Source organism: Paenibacillus silviterrae, from assembly GCF_030167925.1.
GTDB lineage: Bacteria > Bacillota > Bacilli > Paenibacillales > NBRC-103111 > Paenibacillus_G > Paenibacillus_G silviterrae.
In genome coordinates this window covers 423,130-441,623 of the sequence record NZ_JASKUT010000001.1, presented here as the reverse complement: position 1 = coordinate 441,623, position 18,494 = coordinate 423,130, and the positions used below count along the sequence as shown (strand labels likewise).

The 18,494-nt window shown below is 44.1% G+C and carries 12 protein-coding genes, 1 tRNA gene, 5 pseudogenes and 1 other annotated feature; of the genes and pseudogenes, 6 read left to right on the top strand and 12 right to left on the bottom strand.

Annotated elements, in window-relative coordinates:
- Nucleotides 1-55: 55 nt before the first annotated feature.
- Nucleotides 56-908, top strand: a pseudogene (locus QMO62_RS33620) (IS110 family RNA-guided transposase); the annotation flags it as partial.
- A 195-nt stretch (nucleotides 909-1,103) separates the two neighbouring features.
- Here QMO62_RS33620 and QMO62_RS01870 read toward each other — a convergent pair.
- Entirely contained in the window at nucleotides 1,104-1,520 is a 417-nt protein-coding gene (locus QMO62_RS01870; RefSeq protein WP_284638298.1) for a VOC family protein, read from the bottom strand.
- A gap of 227 nt (nucleotides 1,521-1,747) precedes the next feature.
- Nucleotides 1,748-2,044: a hypothetical protein gene (locus QMO62_RS01865; protein ID WP_284638296.1), complete on the bottom strand. Its 297-nt coding sequence runs from the start codon at nucleotides 2,042-2,044 to the stop codon at nucleotides 1,748-1,750.
- A gap of 174 nt (nucleotides 2,045-2,218) precedes the next feature.
- Here QMO62_RS01865 and QMO62_RS01860 point away from each other — a divergent pair.
- Nucleotides 2,219-2,635, top strand: a pseudogene (locus QMO62_RS01860) (IS110 family transposase); the annotation flags it as partial.
- A pseudogene (locus QMO62_RS01855) lies at nucleotides 2,634-2,840 on the top strand (NAD(P)H-dependent oxidoreductase); the annotation flags it as partial. The pseudogenes QMO62_RS01860 and QMO62_RS01855, both read left to right, overlap by 2 nt.
- A gap of 61 nt (nucleotides 2,841-2,901) precedes the next feature.
- On the opposite strand, the pseudogene QMO62_RS01850 reads toward QMO62_RS01855, so the two are convergent.
- A pseudogene (locus QMO62_RS01850) lies at nucleotides 2,902-3,279 on the bottom strand (winged helix-turn-helix transcriptional regulator).
- Between the two features lie 407 nt (nucleotides 3,280-3,686).
- On the opposite strand from QMO62_RS01850, the gene QMO62_RS01845 reads away from it, so the two are divergent.
- On the top strand, nucleotides 3,687-4,952 hold the full coding sequence (locus tag QMO62_RS01845; protein WP_284638294.1) for an IS110 family RNA-guided transposase: 1,266 nt from the start codon (nucleotides 3,687-3,689) through the stop codon (nucleotides 4,950-4,952).
- A 395-nt stretch (nucleotides 4,953-5,347) separates the two neighbouring features.
- On the opposite strand, the gene trpS is transcribed toward QMO62_RS01845, so the two are convergent.
- A complete protein-coding gene (gene trpS / locus QMO62_RS01840) occupies nucleotides 5,348-6,334 on the bottom strand; it encodes a tryptophan--tRNA ligase (RefSeq protein ID WP_284638291.1) in 987 nt (328 codons plus the stop codon).
- 40 nt (nucleotides 6,335-6,374) lie between these two features.
- Nucleotides 6,375-6,627, bottom strand: a binding site (T-box leader).
- Nucleotides 6,628-6,893: 266 nt separating this feature from the next.
- On the opposite strand from trpS, the pseudogene QMO62_RS01835 reads away from it, so the two are divergent.
- Nucleotides 6,894-6,968 (top strand): annotated as a pseudogene (locus QMO62_RS01835) (transporter); the annotation flags it as partial.
- Nucleotides 6,969-7,162: 194 nt separating this feature from the next.
- On the opposite strand, the gene QMO62_RS01830 reads toward QMO62_RS01835, so the two are convergent.
- From QMO62_RS01830 to QMO62_RS01810, 5 genes are all read right to left on the bottom strand, one after another.
- Nucleotides 7,163-7,972 carry a hypothetical protein gene (locus tag QMO62_RS01830; RefSeq protein ID WP_284638290.1) on the bottom strand — a complete coding sequence of 270 codons (810 nt, stop codon included), beginning with the start codon at nucleotides 7,970-7,972 and terminating at the stop codon, nucleotides 7,163-7,165.
- A complete protein-coding gene (locus QMO62_RS01825) occupies nucleotides 7,965-8,459 on the bottom strand; it encodes a DUF4179 domain-containing protein (protein WP_284638288.1) in 495 nt (164 codons plus the stop codon). Before QMO62_RS01825 ends, QMO62_RS01830 begins: the two co-directional genes overlap by 8 nt.
- Nucleotide 8,460: 1 nt before the next feature.
- Nucleotides 8,461-8,988 carry an RNA polymerase sigma factor gene (locus QMO62_RS01820; RefSeq protein WP_284638287.1) on the bottom strand — a complete coding sequence of 176 codons (528 nt, stop codon included), beginning with the start codon at nucleotides 8,986-8,988 and terminating at the stop codon, nucleotides 8,461-8,463.
- Nucleotides 8,989-9,194: 206 nt separating this feature from the next.
- The gene (locus QMO62_RS01815) at nucleotides 9,195-10,463 is read right to left on the bottom strand and encodes a DEAD/DEAH box helicase (RefSeq protein WP_284638286.1); all 1,269 of its coding nucleotides are present in this window, start codon (nucleotides 10,461-10,463) and stop codon (nucleotides 9,195-9,197) included.
- Nucleotides 10,464-10,653: 190 nt separating this feature from the next.
- Nucleotides 10,654-12,393 (bottom strand): ABC-F family ATP-binding cassette domain-containing protein, encoded by a 1,740-nt coding sequence (locus QMO62_RS01810; RefSeq protein WP_284638284.1) that lies wholly within the window; start codon nucleotides 12,391-12,393, stop codon nucleotides 10,654-10,656.
- Nucleotides 12,394-12,738: 345 nt separating this feature from the next.
- On the opposite strand from QMO62_RS01810, the gene QMO62_RS01805 reads away from it, so the two are divergent.
- Nucleotides 12,739-12,815: transfer RNA gene (locus QMO62_RS01805), tRNA-Met, on the top strand.
- A gap of 389 nt (nucleotides 12,816-13,204) precedes the next feature.
- Here the strand turns inward: QMO62_RS01805 and QMO62_RS01800 are convergent.
- The 3 genes from QMO62_RS01800 to QMO62_RS01790 form a co-directional block, all read right to left on the bottom strand.
- A complete protein-coding gene (locus tag QMO62_RS01800) occupies nucleotides 13,205-13,720 on the bottom strand; it encodes a CbrC family protein (protein ID WP_284638282.1) in 516 nt (171 codons plus the stop codon).
- Nucleotides 13,721-14,124: 404 nt separating this feature from the next.
- On the bottom strand, nucleotides 14,125-14,592 hold the full coding sequence (locus QMO62_RS01795; protein ID WP_284638281.1) for an ASCH domain-containing protein: 468 nt from the start codon (nucleotides 14,590-14,592) through the stop codon (nucleotides 14,125-14,127).
- Between the two features lie 920 nt (nucleotides 14,593-15,512).
- Nucleotides 15,513-18,236: a glycosyl hydrolase family 28-related protein gene (locus QMO62_RS01790; RefSeq protein ID WP_284638279.1), complete on the bottom strand. Its 2,724-nt coding sequence runs from the start codon at nucleotides 18,234-18,236 to the stop codon at nucleotides 15,513-15,515.
- Nucleotides 18,237-18,494 lie beyond the last annotated feature (258 nt).

Sequence of the window (18,494 nt, the reverse complement as noted above, 5' to 3'; positions counted from 1 at the left end):
CGTTTAATTCAATCATTTCGATGGATGCAGTATATTGAACGTACATATTTAACCCAAAGAGTTTCAGGACTTTAGAAAAAGAGGCGTTCAACTGCTCAATTTACGCTCTCTAACACGTCAACACGAAGCCCTGTCTAACATGTGTGTACAAACGAAGTTGCAGTTTCATGCAGTCTTGGATCAAGTGTTTCCAGAGTACAAAGGTGTGTTTGGAGCCCTTTATTCTAAGGTTTCACTCAAGTTTTTAAGCCAGTATCCCACTTCACAATCGGTCCTACAAACCGACGTGAGCCAGCTTAAATCCAGTATTGCATCCCTGCTCACTTCAAGGAGAGGACGTTCTGATTCTTGGATTAATGAACGAGTACAAAGGCTTTTAGAAGCAGCCAAAAGGAATCCGTTTAAGCAGACTATGTATTCGAGTCAACTCGTTAATTTAAGAATACTTGTAACCTTGATTCTTCAGTACCAGGAGCGCTGAGTTGGAACAGAACATTGATACCCTGGCTGAAGAAATTGAAGACTATGAGTTAATTCAATCGATTCCTGGTATCGGACCCAAAATTGCTGCAACAATTTTAGCCGAGATCGGAGAAATCGATCGATTTAATCATCCCAAGAAACTTGTGGCATATGCGGGAATAGATCCAAGCGTCTTTTCATCCGGCAAGTTTACAGCAACCCAGAATCGCATTACAAAGCGTGGTGCTCGGCAGCTTCGATACGCTTTAATAATGGCTGTTCAATGCGGGTTAATTCGTTCCCGAAACACCAGATTGAAGGAAATTTATGAACGAAAAAGAGCAGAAGGAAAACCACATAAGGTAGCTCTAGTTGCCTGTGGAAATAAATTGGTCCACTGGATTTACGCAATCTTGAATAACCGTAAGGCGTTCCGCATCATGTAAACAACCCTCTTGGTAGAACCTTCCAAATTCATCTCGTTTGGAGGGTTATTTGGCATGCCCTTATTTCACTATACCATATGTACACAATTAGTTTTGCTGGTAATGTTGACAAGCTATTAGCTGGTATAGCTTAACGCGGCCAAGGAGCAGCTGCCGTAGCAATCTGCTCCCTTGTTATTACGCTATCGTTTCCCGTTAGAATGATTCACCCTGTTTAGCTGCAACAGGGATCATTTCAATCACGTTAATTTTATTACCATCAGGATCGTACAAATCAAACATCACATGATGATTCCACGGAGAATCCCATGACTCGAGCGAAGTAATACGACATCCTTTCGACTGTAATGATTCATATAATTCCGAAGCATGCTTACATTTTAAATTGAAATTCGATTCCCGCTTAAAGTCAACTTCCTCCTGTCTCTCAGCTAGAGTAAGTAGCGCTGCATTTTGGGGATGTGGATTAAAAATCAAGGTAGCCCCCCTTTTGCCGTCTCCCCAATCTTCAATTCCTCTACATGTTAGACCAAGTGTCTCTGTATAAAACAAAACTGATCGCTCCAAATTACTTACTGAGATGAACACGCTACCAATTTGTTGAATGTGCACTGTCATTCCTCCGCTACAACGAATTAGTGAAACAATAACATACAGGATGTACCATAAATATCCATAATTATTATAATGAATATACGTTCTTGTTGCATAGTAATATTTCTAAATTATTACTACATTAATCTGCCAGTTAACGTAATGGAGGCTGCCGATAGCCAGCAGCCTCCTCTTGATGTGATTTATTGCGCTATCGTTCACCGTTACTTCAATGCCCCACCCAATTACTGCAGCTCGTTCATAATCATTAAATGAGTAGTAGCGCCTGATTCCTCAAGAAGATATGCAAATTGACTGCGCCTAGGATCATTACGAAAGTTGTCAAAAAATTGGCTGGATGGAAACCAGATGATATGAACCTCGTTGAGGCGATCAATACTTTGAAGTCTTTTTTGTAATTTTGCACCATGTTCTTTAAGCAAAGGAATTACACGACTCTCATAATCATTAAATTTCTCTATGCCTTCTTCTGGAATTTTTGCCGTCATTACATAGACCTGGGGTTTAGCTTCTTCATCCACCAGCAACACCTCCAAACTTATAAATATTATCCTGCTGAATTAAGCTATCGTTCGCCGTTAGCTTCCTGTAGATGGATAAATTTCAGCTTTGTAAAAAAACGAGCGCCTCGGTACGATGGAAGTACGCTACGGGTCAAAGCCCTTTAATTCCATCATCCAGGAGGACGCTCTACCATGAAGTTTAAAGCACAAGATAAGCAAAATCAACTCATTGAAAACATTACCGTTCATCATATTGTTATTGGTGTAGACATTGCTCAGCAGGCCCATGTCGCTAGAGCGGTTAATTTCCGTGGTGTCGCTCTCGGCAATCCTCTAGAGTTCAGCAATGACGAGGATGGTTTTAGTTCCCTCGACCGCTGGATTCGCGACTTGTTGGCTTCATACAAGCTGTCCAAAGTAATGGTTGGCATGGAACCGACCGGTCATTACTGGCTAAATCTTGCCGGCTGGCTTAAAAACAAAGCCATTGAAACCGTACTTGTTAATCCTCACCTTGTTAAGAAAAATAAAGAAAACCGCGACAATATACGCTCTAAAAGCGACAAGAAGGATGCTTTAGTCATTGCCGACATGGTGAAAAACGGCTGGGAGATATCGATATACACTCGAACAAATATTAGTTCCGTTTGAGATGACCTTTCTATATTGTAGAGCAGATTATCGTTCGCTCTTTGCTTTTTATGGAATTGAAAACGAACCTGGTGAAAATGTGCCCGGCGCGGAAATGGAGACATCTGAAAGCCAACTGGAAAAAGCCACGCAAGATTATTTAAAATTTATTTATAATATGTAAGCAGCAGCCTATCACACCATAATAATAGAAGTATCTCCTTGTTCGGGAGATACTTCTATTATTAATATATTGCCATGTCTATCGCTGTACTAGCCGCTCTGTCGGGCACACTGTTTTTCTCCCCCCACTCGCACATCATGTTCAGAAGCGGAATGAGAGAAAGACCACGATCAGATAGTGAGTATTCTACTTTTGGAGGTATTTGTGGAAATTCCTCACGTATAATTATTCCATCTGCCTCCAGCTATTTTAACATGACACTTAGTGTTTTAAAGGAAATAGAACCGATACATCGCTTTAATTCGTTAAATCGCATAACTTTATTTTCGAATAGCCAATAGGTAATGATCATTTTATATTTACCGCCTACTATGGATAACGTGTAACCAAAGCCGGTGTCTTGTAGTTTCACGCCAGACGGAACAAAAGTTTCTCGCAATAAACTCACTCTCCTTTAATTAAGTATTTGCAATGACCATTAATAATTTATTCATTCATGGAACTTTTTCTCCTGTTGAATAAACGAGTTTTATATACGGGATGGAATTCTTCACTTGAAGTTCCCAGTCAGATAAATAAAAGACAGGTTGCATATGTCTCTACCGATGGAAGCTAATGATTATACGAATACTGGAAACCTTGGTTTCGTTATCCTGCCAGTTACTTCAACGCACCCGGGAGCAGCAACCGCGGCGGTCTGCTCCCTGGTTATTCCGCTAACGTTTTTCGTTAGAATTCCTGTAAAATGAAAAATTTGGAGTTTGAACAAAAACGAGCGCCTCGGTACGATGGGGTTGCACACGAGGTCAAAAGCCTCAAAAAGCCCATCTAGGAGGTCGCTCTATCATGAAGTTTAAGGCACAGGACAAACAAAATCAACTCATAGAAAACATTACCTCTGCCCATCTTGTTGTGGGTGTAGATATCGCACAAGAGACCCATGTAGCCCGGGCAGTTAGTTATCGGGGTATTGCCCTGGGATCACCGGTCGATTTCGGGAATCATGACGAAGGCTTTCGTTTATTCGGTCGCTGGATTCAAGATTTGCTCAAGTCGTACAAGCTAAGCAAGGTCGTTGTTGGGATGGAACCTACGGGACATTATTGGCTGAGTCTTGCACGGTGGCTTCAAGGAAAAGGGATTGAAGCTGTCCTTGTGAATCCCCACCTTGTCAAAAAGAATAAAGAGAATCGCGATAACACACCATCCAAAAGTGACCGCAAGGATGCCCTTGTCATTGCAGATATGATCAAGAACGGGTACTACTCCCCTGTCCGTTTTCTTCCGGAAGCTTATGAGGAACTACGTATTCTAATGGCTAATCGGGATACGGTTACCAAGCGGCTCAACAGTGCTGTTAACCAGATTCATCGCTGGGTCGATATTGTGTTCCCTGAGTTGCGGCAGGTCTTCAAGATCCTTACCTGCACTAGTGCCATCGCAACGCTCAGGCTTTTCCCGTTACCGCAAGAAATTAGTCAGTTAACCATTGAGCAGGTCCTCTCCGGCTGGAAGCAATATGTGAAGCGTCACGCCGGAGTGAAACGCGCGGAGCAGCTCATCACTTTAGCAAAGTGCAGTGTCGGTACTACACAGGCACTCCATGCCTACAAGCTTCACTTGATTCAGTTACTTGAGGAATATGACTTGGCACAACGTCAGCTGATTGAGATTGAACGACAACTCCATCTCATCCTTGAGCGCATTCCTTATGCAAAAAAACTGCTTGAGATTCGAGGAGTAAATGCAGTGAGCTTAGCAGGTGTGCTGGGTGAAGCAGGCGATCTAAGCGGTTATGCCCACGGAAATGCTCTCCTGAGGCATGCTGGCTTGAATCTAGCTGAGGCAAGCTCCGGGAAATGGCGAGGAAAAATGGTACTTAGTAAACGTGGCCGCCCACGACTTCGACACTTCCTCTACCTCTTGACGATGTGCATGGTCATGACCAATCCAGATGTTAGGGCTTTGCACCACCACAATGTTAACGAAAAGAAGTTCAAGAAGATGAAATCCATCATGAAGTTGTGTGCTAAAGCCGCTCGGATGCTTGTTGCCCTAGCTAAAAACAGTGAAGCTTATGATTCAAACAAAGTCTACCCACAAGCTGCTTAAAGACAGTCTATCCTCACCAACTGATGTATTCGCAGGATGATAAGAAGCACGGAGTATCGGGACACGTTGCACAAAAGGGCTTTGACCCGTTCCGTTAGAAAGACCGACCTCCACCCCCTAGCTAGATGTGACGAAGGAATGAAAGGGCTTAGACCCGTTGAGACATGGGAGTGAGAATCGTTAGGGTTAAGTGGAGACGTGCAAAAATGGAATGAAATGGGTGTTTGACACTACACCTTTATTCCCGCATGCCCTTTTACGGTCCCACGGCCACCGTCCCCTGTGTGTACTATCTTCTTTCACACTATCTACAGGGTGAAATCCTGCGAATTCATGAGTTTGAGTGAGGAAACTGATTCATTTCGGGGTAGTTCAATCAACAGGCACTAATTTATTTATTCAAAGGATAGAAAGCCCATCGCCTTTTTCGCCTTACGAAGCGTTTCATTAGCTGCCTCAGAAGCTTGTAATGCACCTTCTTTAAGAATTCGCGTCAGTTCTTCCGAGCTAACAATCTCATGGTATTTCTGTTGGATGGGTACAAGCTTCTCGATCACAACCTCAGCGAGGTTCTTTTTGAATCCCCCATAGCTTTGACCTTCATACTGTTGTTCTATTTTTTCTATGGATTCACCTGAAAACACTGAATAGATCTCAATTAGATTGCTTACCGCTGGCTTACTTTCCCAGTCATGTCTGACGCTCATCTCCGAGTCAGTAACAGCTCTGGAAAACTTCTTCCTGATGTCATCGGGTGAGTCTAAGAGCAGCACATAGCTGTTGCGGTTAGGGTTACTCTTGCTCATTTTTTTCGAAGGGTCATCTAATCCCATAATCCGGGAGCCAATAGTCTGAATAATTGGTTCAGGTATAGTAAATGTTTTTCCAAAACGGTTATTGAACCGTTCGGCCAAATTTCTAGTTAGCTCTAAGTGCTGCTTCTGATCATCACCAACAGGGACATGGGTAGCTTGGTATAGTAAGATATCTGCTGCCATTAAAGCCGGGTAGGTAAATAACGCCGAACTAACAATATCTTTCCCATCCGATTTCTCCTTAAATTGTGTCATCCTGCTTAATTCGCCAAAGTGTGCTTGGGTCTCCATAAGCCATCCTAATTCCACGTGTGCAGGCACGTGTGATTGAATGAAAATTGTAGCTTTCCGGGGATCAATCCCAGCAGCAATATAAAATGCTGCAATATCCCTGGAACGCTGGATTAGCTCTTTTGGATCCTGTGGCACAGTTACCGCATGGAGATCGGGGATAAAAAAGAAGCACTCATAATCTTGCTGCATGGTAAGAAATTGACTCAGAGCTCCACCATATCCTCCAATGTTAAGTTCACCGCTTGGTTTAATACCTGACAGTACTCGCTTCATAAGATCAACCTCCACAATAAAATAAAAAACACTTCATCCCTAAAGGGACGAAGTGTTAACTCCGCGATACCACCCGAATTCGATCTCTGATCGCACTCATTCGTGTCAAAACGACTAACACGAGTCCCCGAGATAACGGGGGGACAACCCGTCAACGCCTACTTATTGAACTAACAATGTTCGGATTGAAGCGAAAGGATCCATTCACCTAAATAATTGTACCGGACCTTTCACCACCCGCCGGTTCGCTTTGACAATGAGATTAGGTTACTCTTTCCATTCATTGCTTTATTGGTTTTTATTTACAGTATAATCACTTTGAACACAATGTCAAACTTTTATTAAAGACTATCACGTTATCCTGCCCTTTAAGGCGGCCAAGGAGCAGCTGCCGTGGCAATCTGCTCCCTGGTTATTGTGCTATCGTTCCCAGTTATATTATTGAACCAATTAAAAAATCCTTCTTGTTTTTTACAACGTCAATGCTAGAAGCCACTATCTCGCAACGCGCGCGACTCCCAGGCGCGCGTTTCAGCTCGGTGAGGCGGTCGGGTGAACCTACGTTTTCTCGATCAAATATGAAATGTCCTTCATGATCTTATTACCAGGTCTGGCCGCCTTACTTTGCTGGAATCTTTACCCTACTGTGAAATATTGTGCACCGATTCCCCATCGAATAACAGATTGTAATACGCCTACCCGCTTAGAGCTTTTTTTCACTGAATATTGTGCTAGAATGCGAAGAAACCACTCCTTTGTTAGGTGTGGTTTCCTTTGTATGGTTTTGAATCGGCGATCTCTCTTAGCCTGGTTCCTCCTTATTGTTGCTCAATCCAGCGGGATCTCCACGACCTTATCATACGTCTTCCTATAATGAATCCCTTGGATTCGCAAAAACTCCGGCTGCCCGGTCGAATCGAACAACAGCGTTCGTTCCTTAAGAATTCGGCCGTCCTCCCGTTTCTTTTCCTTCTGGTCTACGGTCGTGCGCAATTCGCTCGATCCCTCTGTCGTCTCCAGCGATACCCCGTCAAGAAGAACATCGATATCGGTCGCTAGGGTGATCTCGGCTCCTTTTTCGTTTGTCTTGAAGCCCCCGATCCATAGCTCCCTGCCAGCCAAAGATATTGGCTCCTTAGAAGAGACAGGCTTCAAGCTCACCTTCTCAGCCAGCTTCTCATAACCTGGGAACTCTCTAACGATCAATTGCAGAGACTCCAACTCCTTGGGCAACGCGTCATATCGAAGCTCGAACCTTCTGCCTTTCATAGAGTGTTCGAACCCGCTCCCTTCCATCAAGACAGGCTTGCCATTGGCGATCAATTCGATTCCGTCGAACGGCAAACGAATCCGATCCAGATCATTGACATTCCAGGTCCCTTTGATCACGGTGGAGAGAGGAGTTGCGATTATAGAGCCGAACGTGATCGTCCCTTGGTCCACAGCGATCTCTTTCTTAATTGATTGTCTAATCTGCGTCTGGATCGCATCAGCCGGATGATAAGGGAAGGTCAGGCTGCCCTCGATTACACGATGATCTTCCGTCTGCTCAGAGTAGTGCAGCGTAAGCTTCTTGGCGAAAGGACTTACCGATTCAAAGCTCATGGTTCCGACCAACTCCGTTTGCTCTTCATTCATCGTCGCCGTTCCCCAATCGGCGTAAGAATTCGTCAGGAAGCCCGTGAGGCGGGATAAATCGAAAAAACTGCTGGGTCTGCTCATTGATCCCTTCCGGATTACGCAGCACATAGTACAGTATAATCTGGTTCGCATCAGCCATCACACCACTGACGATGAGCTCTGTTCGATCTTGCAGGGTCGCATGCCGATCGACCGTTTGCCCTAGGCCGGCGGCGTTTAACTCTTTTAACGTGCCCGTCATGACTTCGTCGAACCCGAGAATTCTCTGGCCGTAGTAAGCGAAGCCTTCATAATTATAACCAATGGTGGATACCAGTATGGCCAATGCCATCGCGGTGGCCGTCAGCTTCGGAGCTCTGCTGCGCTTCCGCTTGTCCGGGGTGCGAGTTAATGCATGCCGAAGCCTCTCTTCCAATCCATCGGGCGCGGTTATGGAACCCATCTTCTCTCTTTCGTCTATAAGCATCCTCACAACTCGTTCCATCCTAGTCACCCCCGTACCACTCCTTGAGTTTTTTTAACCCATTAAATACTCTCGATTTTGCGGTTCCAACCGATACATTCATTATTCTTGCGATTGATTCGTAATCGAGATCGTGGAAATACTTCAATTCGATAGCTTCCTTCTGATTCGGGTTGACCCGTTCGAGCGAACTTCGAATATCCATGTGCCGGTCCAGTTGTTCGTAAGGATCGCTTACTACGACAGTGTCGGGCTCCATGACATTGCTGTTCTCCCAATCTTCTATTAGAATCAACTTGTTTCGCCTCTTCAGCATGGCCTTGCAATGATTTACCAGAATGGTTCGGCTCCAACTGTAGAACGAACCCGGTTTCTTCAGCTGACCGATCTTCTCGTATAAGATGACGATCATTTCTTCCAGCGCATCGTGCTCTTGCCCCATGTAAGCAAGAGCAAGCCTGTAATAATCATCCTTCTCGGCCAGAATCAATTGAAGAAGCGCTTCTTTGTTCCCTCTTTGCGCTTGTTTGACCCTTAGGGCGACCCTCATCTCTTCACCTCGCTCCTATATAAGAGTATCAAGGGCGGCAAAAAGTTCATCCGATAATCCTGATAATTAATAACTTGCGGTTACTTATGATATGGTTCAACGTAACACTCTAGTGGCAAAATTAAAGAGCACCCTCTTCGGGTGCCCCAGACAGTAAAGAATACTCAATGAATACAGCCTAATTTTATAGCTCGGCTTTGTCCGGCTCACTTTCCTGCATTTGATCGCCGTCTGCGGCGGCGGCCGCCAGCTTCGCCGCTATGTCCGCGAGCGCCGTCCTTGGATGGTGCACTGTTGGCTCTGTTCGCCCCGACCGCCGCCGGTGCCGGCTTCGTAATCGTCATCGGGTAAGGATGATCTGTAATCTCTGGGATTCTCTGCTTCGTCAGCTTCTCGATTTGCTTCAGATAAGGAATCTCCTCTTCTTCGCAAAACGAAATCGCGATCCCACTTAAGCCCGCACGTCCGGTACGGCCGATCCGATGTACATACGTCTCCGGTATATTCGGCAAATTGTAGTTAATAACGTGCGACAGCTCCTCAATATCGATGCCCCGTGCCGCAATGTCCGTCGCCACCAGCAAGCGGGTCGCACCGATCTTGAAGTTATTCAGCGCCGCTTGGCGGGCATTCTGCGACTTGTCGCCATGAATGGCCTGCGCAGTAATCTTCGCTTTCGTCAAGCCGCGCACCAACCGGTCCGCACCGTGCTTCGTACGGGTGAACACGAGAGCGCTCGTGATCGACTTGTCCTGCATCAGATCGATCAGCAGCTGCAGTTTATTCGGCTTGTCCACATAGTAGAGCACCTGCTTAATCCTCTCCGCCGTTGAGGAAACAGGTGTAATCTCAATTTTCACCGGATTCTTCAGCAAAGCGTTTACCAAGGACGTGATCTCGGTCGGCATAGTCGCAGAAAAGAATAACGTCTGCCGCTTGACGGGCAGCTTAGCAATGATTCGCTTCATATCATGAATGAATCCCATATCGAGCATCCGGTCGGCTTCGTCCAACACCAGAATCTGCACGTGACGCAGGTCGACGAACCCTTGGTTCATCAGGTCGATCAGCCGGCCCGGTGTCGCAATCAGAATGTCCATGCCTTGCTCCAGCAGCTGCTCCTGAGACCTCTGCGAGACGCCGCCCACGATCACGCCGCAGCGCAGATTCGTGAAACATCCGTAAGATTTGGCGTTATCGGAAATCTGAATAGCCAACTCACGCGTAGGCGTCAGGATCAGCGAACGAATGAAGCGCTTAGCGTTCGGACGCCCCTGCTGTGTGCTCAGCGACTGGATGATCGGCAGCAAGAACGCCGCTGTCTTGCCGGTCCCCGTCTGGGCGCAGCCGAACAAGTCACGGCCTGCCAGCACCGGCGGGATGGCCTGCTCCTGTATAGGCGTGGGCCGCGTATAATTTTCCTTGGCTAGCGCTTTAATAATTGGGGGAATCAACTGCAATTGTTCAAATGTCATAAGATCTCCTTCTTCAAGTCGCTGTCGATGCGCAAACTTCTATACTAGTATTATACTCTAGAAGAGGAATAGAGCTACACCCTGGCCACCATCCTGATTTATACAGTAGTGCAACTGAGATACAAAAGTACATACTTATCCATTCTGGAACAATGATTTCGCAATGGGAATACGATCAGAAGGTTGTAATCTACAGTAACTTAATCAGCTCTTCTAGCTCATCAAGCAATCCTTTTGCAAGTTCAAAGTCAGTATCTTTTAACGCCATTTCTATTTTCATTTCAACTGATTTTTTCTTTTGTTCCGTTTCTAAATAGTCTTTATCAAAATGACTAGCATAAATCATCTGTTTAAATTTTTTCATAGTCATTTTTCTAATCGTCTTATCGTCAATAATTAAAACATAATCCATACCGTTTACAACCGAATAGAAATCATGAGAAATCATGAGAATCGCACCTTTAAACTCTTCAATGGCTTTCTCCAGCGCTATTTGTGTATAGGTATCTAAGTGGCTTGTCGGTTCATCAAGAAGTAATACGTTTGCTTTACTGGCAGCAACTTTAGCCAATTGGAGTAAATTTTTCTCCCCACCAGATAGAGATTCTATCTTTTGACTAAGGGTTTCTCCCTCAAAGCCATAGTTTGAAAGATGCAATCTGACCTCATCATACGTTTTAAACCCCGCATCGATGAATTCTTCTAGTATTGTATTGGAGTCCTTAAGCATTTCACCTTGAAGCTGAGATAAATAAGCCACTTTCACATCAGCATTGATTTCAATTGAATCATGATCATTTTTGAAAATATCTCGGAGTAAGGTTGTTTTTCCGGTACCATTTGCACCGATAATAGCGACTTTATCCGTAGATTTTATCTCAAAGTTAACATTGTCTAACAGCAGCTCATCAAAGCCAACACTATAATGATGGACACTTATGAAAATAGTGTCTTCCATTTCATTATCCATACCAAAACTGATCTTCGGCTGTTTAATTTCAACGAATGGAGCTTTAATTCTACGCGCTTCCAATCTTTCTTGAAATCTAACTCTAGCTTTTAACGCTCTCCCTCTTGAGGCGTCTGAATTATAAGTTGCGATAACTCTAAGATTGTTGATGATCGTATCGTTTCTCTCAATCTCTTCTTGTTCCGCGACTGCGAGTTCTTGCAGCTCAATTTTTGTCTGAAGCAATGAGAAGTTATACTCGATATATCGCCCATCAAACTCTTGGATCTCCATGTTTTCAAGGTGTATCATTTTGTTGAAACAATGATTCAATAAATATCGGTTGTGCGTAACAACCAGCAGCATGCCTTTGTGCGAATTAATTAGTTTTTTAAGCGCATTTAGGTTTTCGAAGTCCAAAAATACATCCGGTTCGTCCATAATCAATAAGTCAGGACGATTAAGCATTTCCTTCATCACTTGAATAAGTTTGAATTCCCCGCCGCTCAGGTCGGCTACCTTACTATCTCTTCGCTTCATGAGGTTTGCTAGATTGAGCTGCTTATGAATGTTACTTTCAAAATCATCCCCATCAATTGCATCCAATGCGTCTAAAGCCAATTGATACTTTTCCAGTAACGGTTCTATATCTGTTGAAGTTTCCATTTCCGTGCAAATTGATTGAATTTCATTTTGAAGCTTTATAAAACGTTCTCCTATATATTCAAAAACGGTTGTTTCTTTTGTGTTATCTAGTTCTGAGAACTGACTTACATATCCAATTGTGCAGTCGGGGTCCATCTCCAATTTGCCATCGAAGAGATATCTTTCTGGGTCCATCAGTATATCTATTAATGTACTTTTCCCACTGCCACTTGTTCCGATAAAAGCGCAATGTTGTGCTTCTTCTAACGTAAATGAAATGTTGTTATATAGTTCTTTTTGCGGAAATGAGAAGGATAAGTTTTCAACTTTTATCATAGTATGACCTTTCTTTATAACCAAATTAGTGAATATCATTAGATGTTTTTGCAGACATAGGTTTTAAGTTTACCATAGTTAGAGTAACACCGTTTACAACCAACTTCAATCCATTTGTATCCCCTCTGATTCCGGAATTCCCCTGCGTTCCATACCTACCGGAATAGGTCCATCCTACTCCAGTGAAACAGGAATTCCAACACTCTAAATTGATTATACCACCCTCGCCTTACGGATACTTCCCGCTCGAGAGAGATCCCATAAAAGAGCTTGCATATTTACACCAATTAGTGTAATATTAGAGATCTGGCCAACTTTAAAAGTCAATATACTTTGTTTTACTATCGCGGGGTGGAGCAGCCCGGTAGCTCGTCGGGCTCATAACCCGAAGGCCGCAGGTTCAAATCCTGCCCCCGCAACCAACTTACAATTTTGTCTCAGCACATATATGAGAATGCCTTTAAACCACTGATGTGGCTTAAAGGCATTTTTGAGTTATCTTATATATTTATGGATACTGTACAAGCCCCGAGAGGAAACGAGCATGTTCGTTCCGTACCCTTGAACGGCTACGGCAAAAAATTGCGTCATTTGTGGTATGGTTCAGCGCGAAAGATCTTAAACAGCCATTTAGCGCAACGAAGGCAGCCGAACTTTTTGAAGCGGCTGCCTTCATGTCTTTACTGAGCTATAGTTCGCCGTTAGCTTAATTTGAAATGCCTCACAGGGCGGACCGAAGGACTAATTCTATGAATATGTCGTTAGGTGCATTTCAAGACTTCTTGTGCAATCTTCCAAAAAACTTGATGTCTTAATCGCAATCAATATGAAGTCTATGCTTCTTACAAGTAATACATTGAAAGAGATATCCTTGAAGACTTCCCTCTTTCTTTAAATATTTTTGAATTTCTTCTTCATTGTATCCATATCTGTTAAAATCTTCAGTTAACTCATGGGCAATCCCTTCAATTTCCTTCCATCCCACATATCCGATGAACGCACAAAAATCATCACAATGATTTAACCACTTTTCCTGTTGCCAACCTGAATATCCTGGAGTCCTGTGAACTAATTCGTCCAATTTCTCTTTAGTTGGAATCTCTTCACATGATGCAGAATCTTGAAATTCTGCATCAAACTTAATTGCAGCTTGTCCATTCTCAATACACCAGGGGCAAATATCCTCGACCTCATCGATAGAGAAAAATGGTCCAACGTAAACATGGTCAGTTTTTTCTTCGCAAACAGGACAAATTGCATTACTCTCTATGATCATTCCAGTTTCAATAGGTTTCGGATGATATTTAAAAGTTGGTAGTAATTTCATTCAATCAGTCCTTTGTAATATATTAGCTCTTCTTGAATTTCACCTTACGTCTTTTTCGACCAATTGATTCCGCTATCCTGCCATTTAGTTCAACGCGGCCAAGGAGCAACTGCCGTGCCGATCTGCCACCAGATTATTGCGCTATCGTCCCCAGATAGCTTAATTGCGGTTTTGTTTTTATTAATTCAATCAATCGTATATAGCATCTTCAAGTATCTTGCTTTGCCTTACCTGACGTGACATATGTAAGTTAATGCTGATCAATGTACGCACCATAATAACCAACAACACTATAATTACAATAGAAAAAAAAAGTCCAAACGCTAGACCTCCTATTGTTTCGTCTGCCCGATTGCCGTCGTGCTAACGTATCCCGTTAATGTTTAGCTGGAATCATAGTCACCTCAATGAGGTACCACACTGTTAATAACATCGACTAACTCAAAACGCTCACATACCAACATCATATCCTGAGAAAATGTAAGTCCTAACTTACTTAACTCCTCAATAAAGAATTTTTCGTGAGTTTCTTTCCAGTATTGATATGTTTTATCTCCTTCACCTTCGGCAACAGCGAATTCTTCTGGAACCTCATTCATTGGTATTACTCTAACATCTACCGTTTTAATTATCGCTACGGGTTCATCGTTACTATTTAAAATAATGCTATAATCTTCAGTCGACGGAAGTGGCTCATTTTCAATTTCATAAAAAATGAGTCCAGAACAAGTGGCTGATTTAACACCATCAATTACTAATTGAGCCAAGTGGTCTGGATTAGCCCCGAATTTCCACGCACTGACTGATTTTGGTTTCTCATGACCTTGGGATATCCAATATTTATCCCAATATCTTTTTGATGCTACGTTCATTTTGCTCCTCCTAACCATTACCATCCCTTACCATATTCTTACTCTACTCCATTAGTATTATGGGAGCATCAGCCGCGGCGGTCTGTACATGGGTTATTGCGCTATCGTTCCCAGGTAGTTCAGAGAATCAGAATAATAACTACTCATATACAATCGTTGAGTTATCAAAGAAGTGATTGAGAATACCGCATCTTGTTCTCGTTTACATATAATAATTTTACTTGGTCCTCCTACCTCATACGAAATAGCGTGCTCCTTTTCAAGCCACAATTTATAATCTTCCTCATCTGGGCATGTAAAATAAAGCAATATTACTACGAACAACAGAATACTTGTTATAGTCTTTAGGTAGCGTTTCACCTGATCCTCCTCAAATAAACGGATTGATACTTCATACTGGTTACGTAATTTGGTACCATTTTTAATCTTCCTAATGTAAACATACCACCAAAATATGAAAGCTAGTATTCGGTTATTCTGCTGCCCGTTCAACGACACCAAGGAGAAGCTTCCGTGGGTATTGACCCAATGCTTATTAGGCTCGTTCTTTAGATGAAATTATTTGGATATTTTGGACTCTTACTACACCAGGCCTCCAGATATCACCCATTATTCTAATAGGGATAACCGTTTTAGGAAATACTCATTATGGATAATCTGGGAGGTGAACTTGTAAATGAGCACGAAAACCAAGCCCGATAAAAACAATCCTAAGAGTAGCCCGTCGCGATCCAACGACCCGAACGATCAAGGAAAGAAGAGCTAGAAATCGAAGTAAAGCTGACATGTCCAATCTGGAGTTGTCAAAAGAACGGGAAGCGTTAGACCCTATTGGGGTAATGTAATGAAAAACAAGGCGGCCCCATGAAAGGGGACCGCCCGTTTATCAAGTCTAGAATTATTTAAAAATGGTATACACTTTACGGACTTCCAACTGGATTGCCAATCTTGTACATGATAGGTCGATGATTGGATTCTACAACATCTGTACCAGCTTTGATCGGATAATAGAGGTCGTACGGATTTTTAAACAATTTATCGTTCTGGTTCCAAACAGGGACATCTGTTACTTGATCCGTTAAAGTAGCAATGAGCACATTGGCTGTATTGGTAATTTTAAATAAGTTGCCCTTCTTTGCTGGATCAATATTTGTACCTGTTGGCCGTGTATAACCTGTTTTAGCGGGAGTAATGACACCATCGTAAGGCGCGGTGCCGCTTCCACTATGTCCGAAGACCCTAATATGGTCGGAGTTCTTGATATCCATGTACGTGGTGTTATCTTCGGTCTTGCTCCCATAGATCGATACATACTTGCTGTTATCGATTTCAACGGCGGCAGCGCTCTTAATGTACTCCCAGTTCGTCGCATAAATAGACAGTGGGATGTCTGCCGTTTTACTCTCGATGGCAAGCAGTCTCATCGCAGGGTCTAAGTCTGTATCAAATAGCTGGGCATACATATTATAAATTTTGCCACCGCCATTGCCGGTAATATACAAGAGTGGATGTTTAAAAGTCGCAGGCTTCATGTTGTTGGTACCCGTCGATCCAGAGCCAATGAAGCCGTAGGTACGGTAAGGCTCGATCTGTACACCCCGCATTCTGGAGGTGCCGCCACCTTGCCACTTAATGGCGTAGAGCGGTTGGATATCTGGAGTGTAGGTATCGGGAAGCTCACGGGTTGGCATGACGGTCAGATCGCTGATTACGTTATCCGCATCCGGATCGGTCGCCGTCCGTACCATCGGTACCGGACCGACGCCGTTATTCCATTTTCCTGTAGTAGCGGTTGAGATATCGTAAAGATCCGCCATAATGACGGAGTAAGCCGGGCTTACACCGAAGAGCTTGGTGTTCTTTTGGAGATTCAACGGTTTACTTATCTTGTAATAGCCCTTGGGCAAAAATACGTACTCGTTGGCATTAATCGCGTTCTGAAGCGCGGTTGTATCGTCCGTTACTCCATCGCCTACGGCGCCGACAGTCTTTACATTGACAGCCCCCGTGGTCTGGAAGTTTGGAAAATCACCTGCGGCCCAGCCATGTTTGGAATGTAAATCCGTAGGAGGCGCGGTACTTGCGGCTCCACCTGGATTATAAGTGTTCGACCCTGTTTGTGCTTTATTAATGTAAGGGGCGGTTTGGAAAGTTATAGTATTAGTTCCAGTATTCCAAGTTTGATTAGTGCTCGTGGCATACTCGCTGAAACGGTACCAGTTATTTGCGCTAGCCGTCAGGTCAGTGCCTGCGGTCGTTTTCAACACTTTGCCCACGTTTTTGAAGTAGACGTTATTCATATACAAGCCTTCTACAAGATTTGGTTTCAGGGTTGGCATGGCAAAGGAGCTTATGCCTCCGTTAGCAAATTCACTGTCAATAAGCGTTGTATTATCATCAGATCCTGCAATGGCGTAGAATGTATCCGTACCCGTTACATACGGGTCTGTATATTCGATTGAAGAATCGATGAGATTAATCGTGCCGAACATAGGTTGAGGTTTTTTCGTTCTGACGATAGCAGGGCCCTTATAGCCGGCGGTGATCTTCATGCCGGTCACCACCGCTGTTCCTCCGGCGCCGGCCAACCAGGCTGCGTCCGTTTGGCCGGACAGCGTAATATTGTGCATGGACTGAGTCAAGACGGTCGTCGTTCTACTGTCGATGCCGTACTTTCCGCCGGTAATGGTCAGATTGGTCCAGCTTCCGCCATTGCCCGACCCGCCCACGATCCCGGCCAAGCTGGCGCGAGCATTGATCGTTACATCCTGCAGCACCCCGCCTTGCGCCGAAGCCATGACAATTCCGATCGCCCGTGGATTGTTGTAACCGGTATCGATGTCTATATTGTCAATCATAAGATTTCCTTCGATATCCGAACCATGTTTGTCTCCGTACTTGATCGTGACTATTTCACCGCTTTTTTCGATATCCGGTTGATAGTAATGGATGACGGCTTTAGCGGTAGTAGCCTGGGAAGGATCAGTAGTGGCGTTGAAGCCCGGATAATTGTTTTTCAGCTTAATCAGGGCTCTAGCTCCGGTTTTCGGACCTAATAACACGGTAGGCATTTCATTTTTATTAGCCACTATGCTGACAGTATTTCCTGTTCGCAGGGAAATGCCGGACCGAATGAGAATGGTGTCGGATACCAAGTAGGTTCCTGCTGGGAAAAAGACCGCCATCTGTCTCTTCTTTCCGAATTCGATGGCATCCTGGATTTCTTGTGTTGCATCCGCTATTCCGTCGTTTGGCGCATTAAAGGGTGCTGCCGTTACGTCGATAATCCCCATATTCGCATACGCGCTATTTGTACCAGGTGCTGTGTAAACGGCGGGGTCCTTATACAGATCCATGCCATCGCCGACCGGTTCATTGGGATCTGCGCCTGTTGCAGGATAAGGACCCCAAACAATCGGAATGATCTCCTTACCGGTTGTCACATCAATGCCAGTGCCTTGTGTGGCAATATCGTTGAGATAATTGCTTTTGTTCAAGGTGTGCCCGGGAACCATATCAATGTTCAGCGGAGTCGTACGTCCAGGGAGCGCAATCTTGGCGCTGACCATAGAGGCGTTCATGGTGAGTAGCATACCCAATATCAATGTGGCGGAAATGACTTTTTTCGATACCTTGGATAACATCAAATTCACTCCTTTTTCATGTACTTGTTAATTCCGGCATGATCAGCATAGAGCCGAATCACCCGCTCGCTGCTCTACAAGGCTGTCGGATGCAGCGTTGATACGCTGCTTTCGTTGATTCACCTCCTAATTCAAAGCTGACTACAATTTGTCACAACTAGAATTATAAGGCTATGTAAGCGGATTCAACATAGACAATATCACACGTATTTGACTTATTTCGTAACTATTGGAGGTCGCTTTTACTAGAGTGGAAGT

Excerpts from the sequence above, each read along its gene's own strand:
- QMO62_RS01795 (WP_284638281.1), bottom strand. The coding sequence starts at position 14,592 with ATGAACGTAGCATCAAAAAGATATTGGGATAAATATTGGATATCCCAA.
- QMO62_RS01815 (WP_284638286.1), bottom strand. The coding sequence starts at position 10,463 with ATGACATTTGAACAATTGCAGTTGATTCCCCCAATTATTAAAGCGCTA.
- QMO62_RS01810 (WP_284638284.1), bottom strand. The coding sequence starts at position 12,393 with ATGATAAAAGTTGAAAACTTATCCTTCTCATTTCCGCAAAAAGAACTA.
- QMO62_RS01820 (WP_284638287.1), bottom strand. The coding sequence starts at position 8,988 with ATGAGGGTCGCCCTAAGGGTCAAACAAGCGCAAAGAGGGAACAAAGAA.
- QMO62_RS01830 (WP_284638290.1), bottom strand. The coding sequence starts at position 7,972 with ATGAATGAAGAGCAAACGGAGTTGGTCGGAACCATGAGCTTTGAATCG.
- QMO62_RS01790 (WP_284638279.1), bottom strand. The coding sequence starts at position 18,236 with ATGTTATCCAAGGTATCGAAAAAAGTCATTTCCGCCACATTGATATTG.
- QMO62_RS01825 (WP_284638288.1), bottom strand. The coding sequence starts at position 8,459 with ATGGAACGAGTTGTGAGGATGCTTATAGACGAAAGAGAGAAGATGGGT.
- QMO62_RS01845 (WP_284638294.1), top strand. The coding sequence starts at position 3,687 with ATGAAGTTTAAGGCACAGGACAAACAAAATCAACTCATAGAAAACATT.
- QMO62_RS01800 (WP_284638282.1), bottom strand. The coding sequence starts at position 13,720 with ATGAAATTACTACCAACTTTTAAATATCATCCGAAACCTATTGAAACT.
- trpS (WP_284638291.1), bottom strand. The coding sequence starts at position 6,334 with ATGAAGCGAGTACTGTCAGGTATTAAACCAAGCGGTGAACTTAACATT.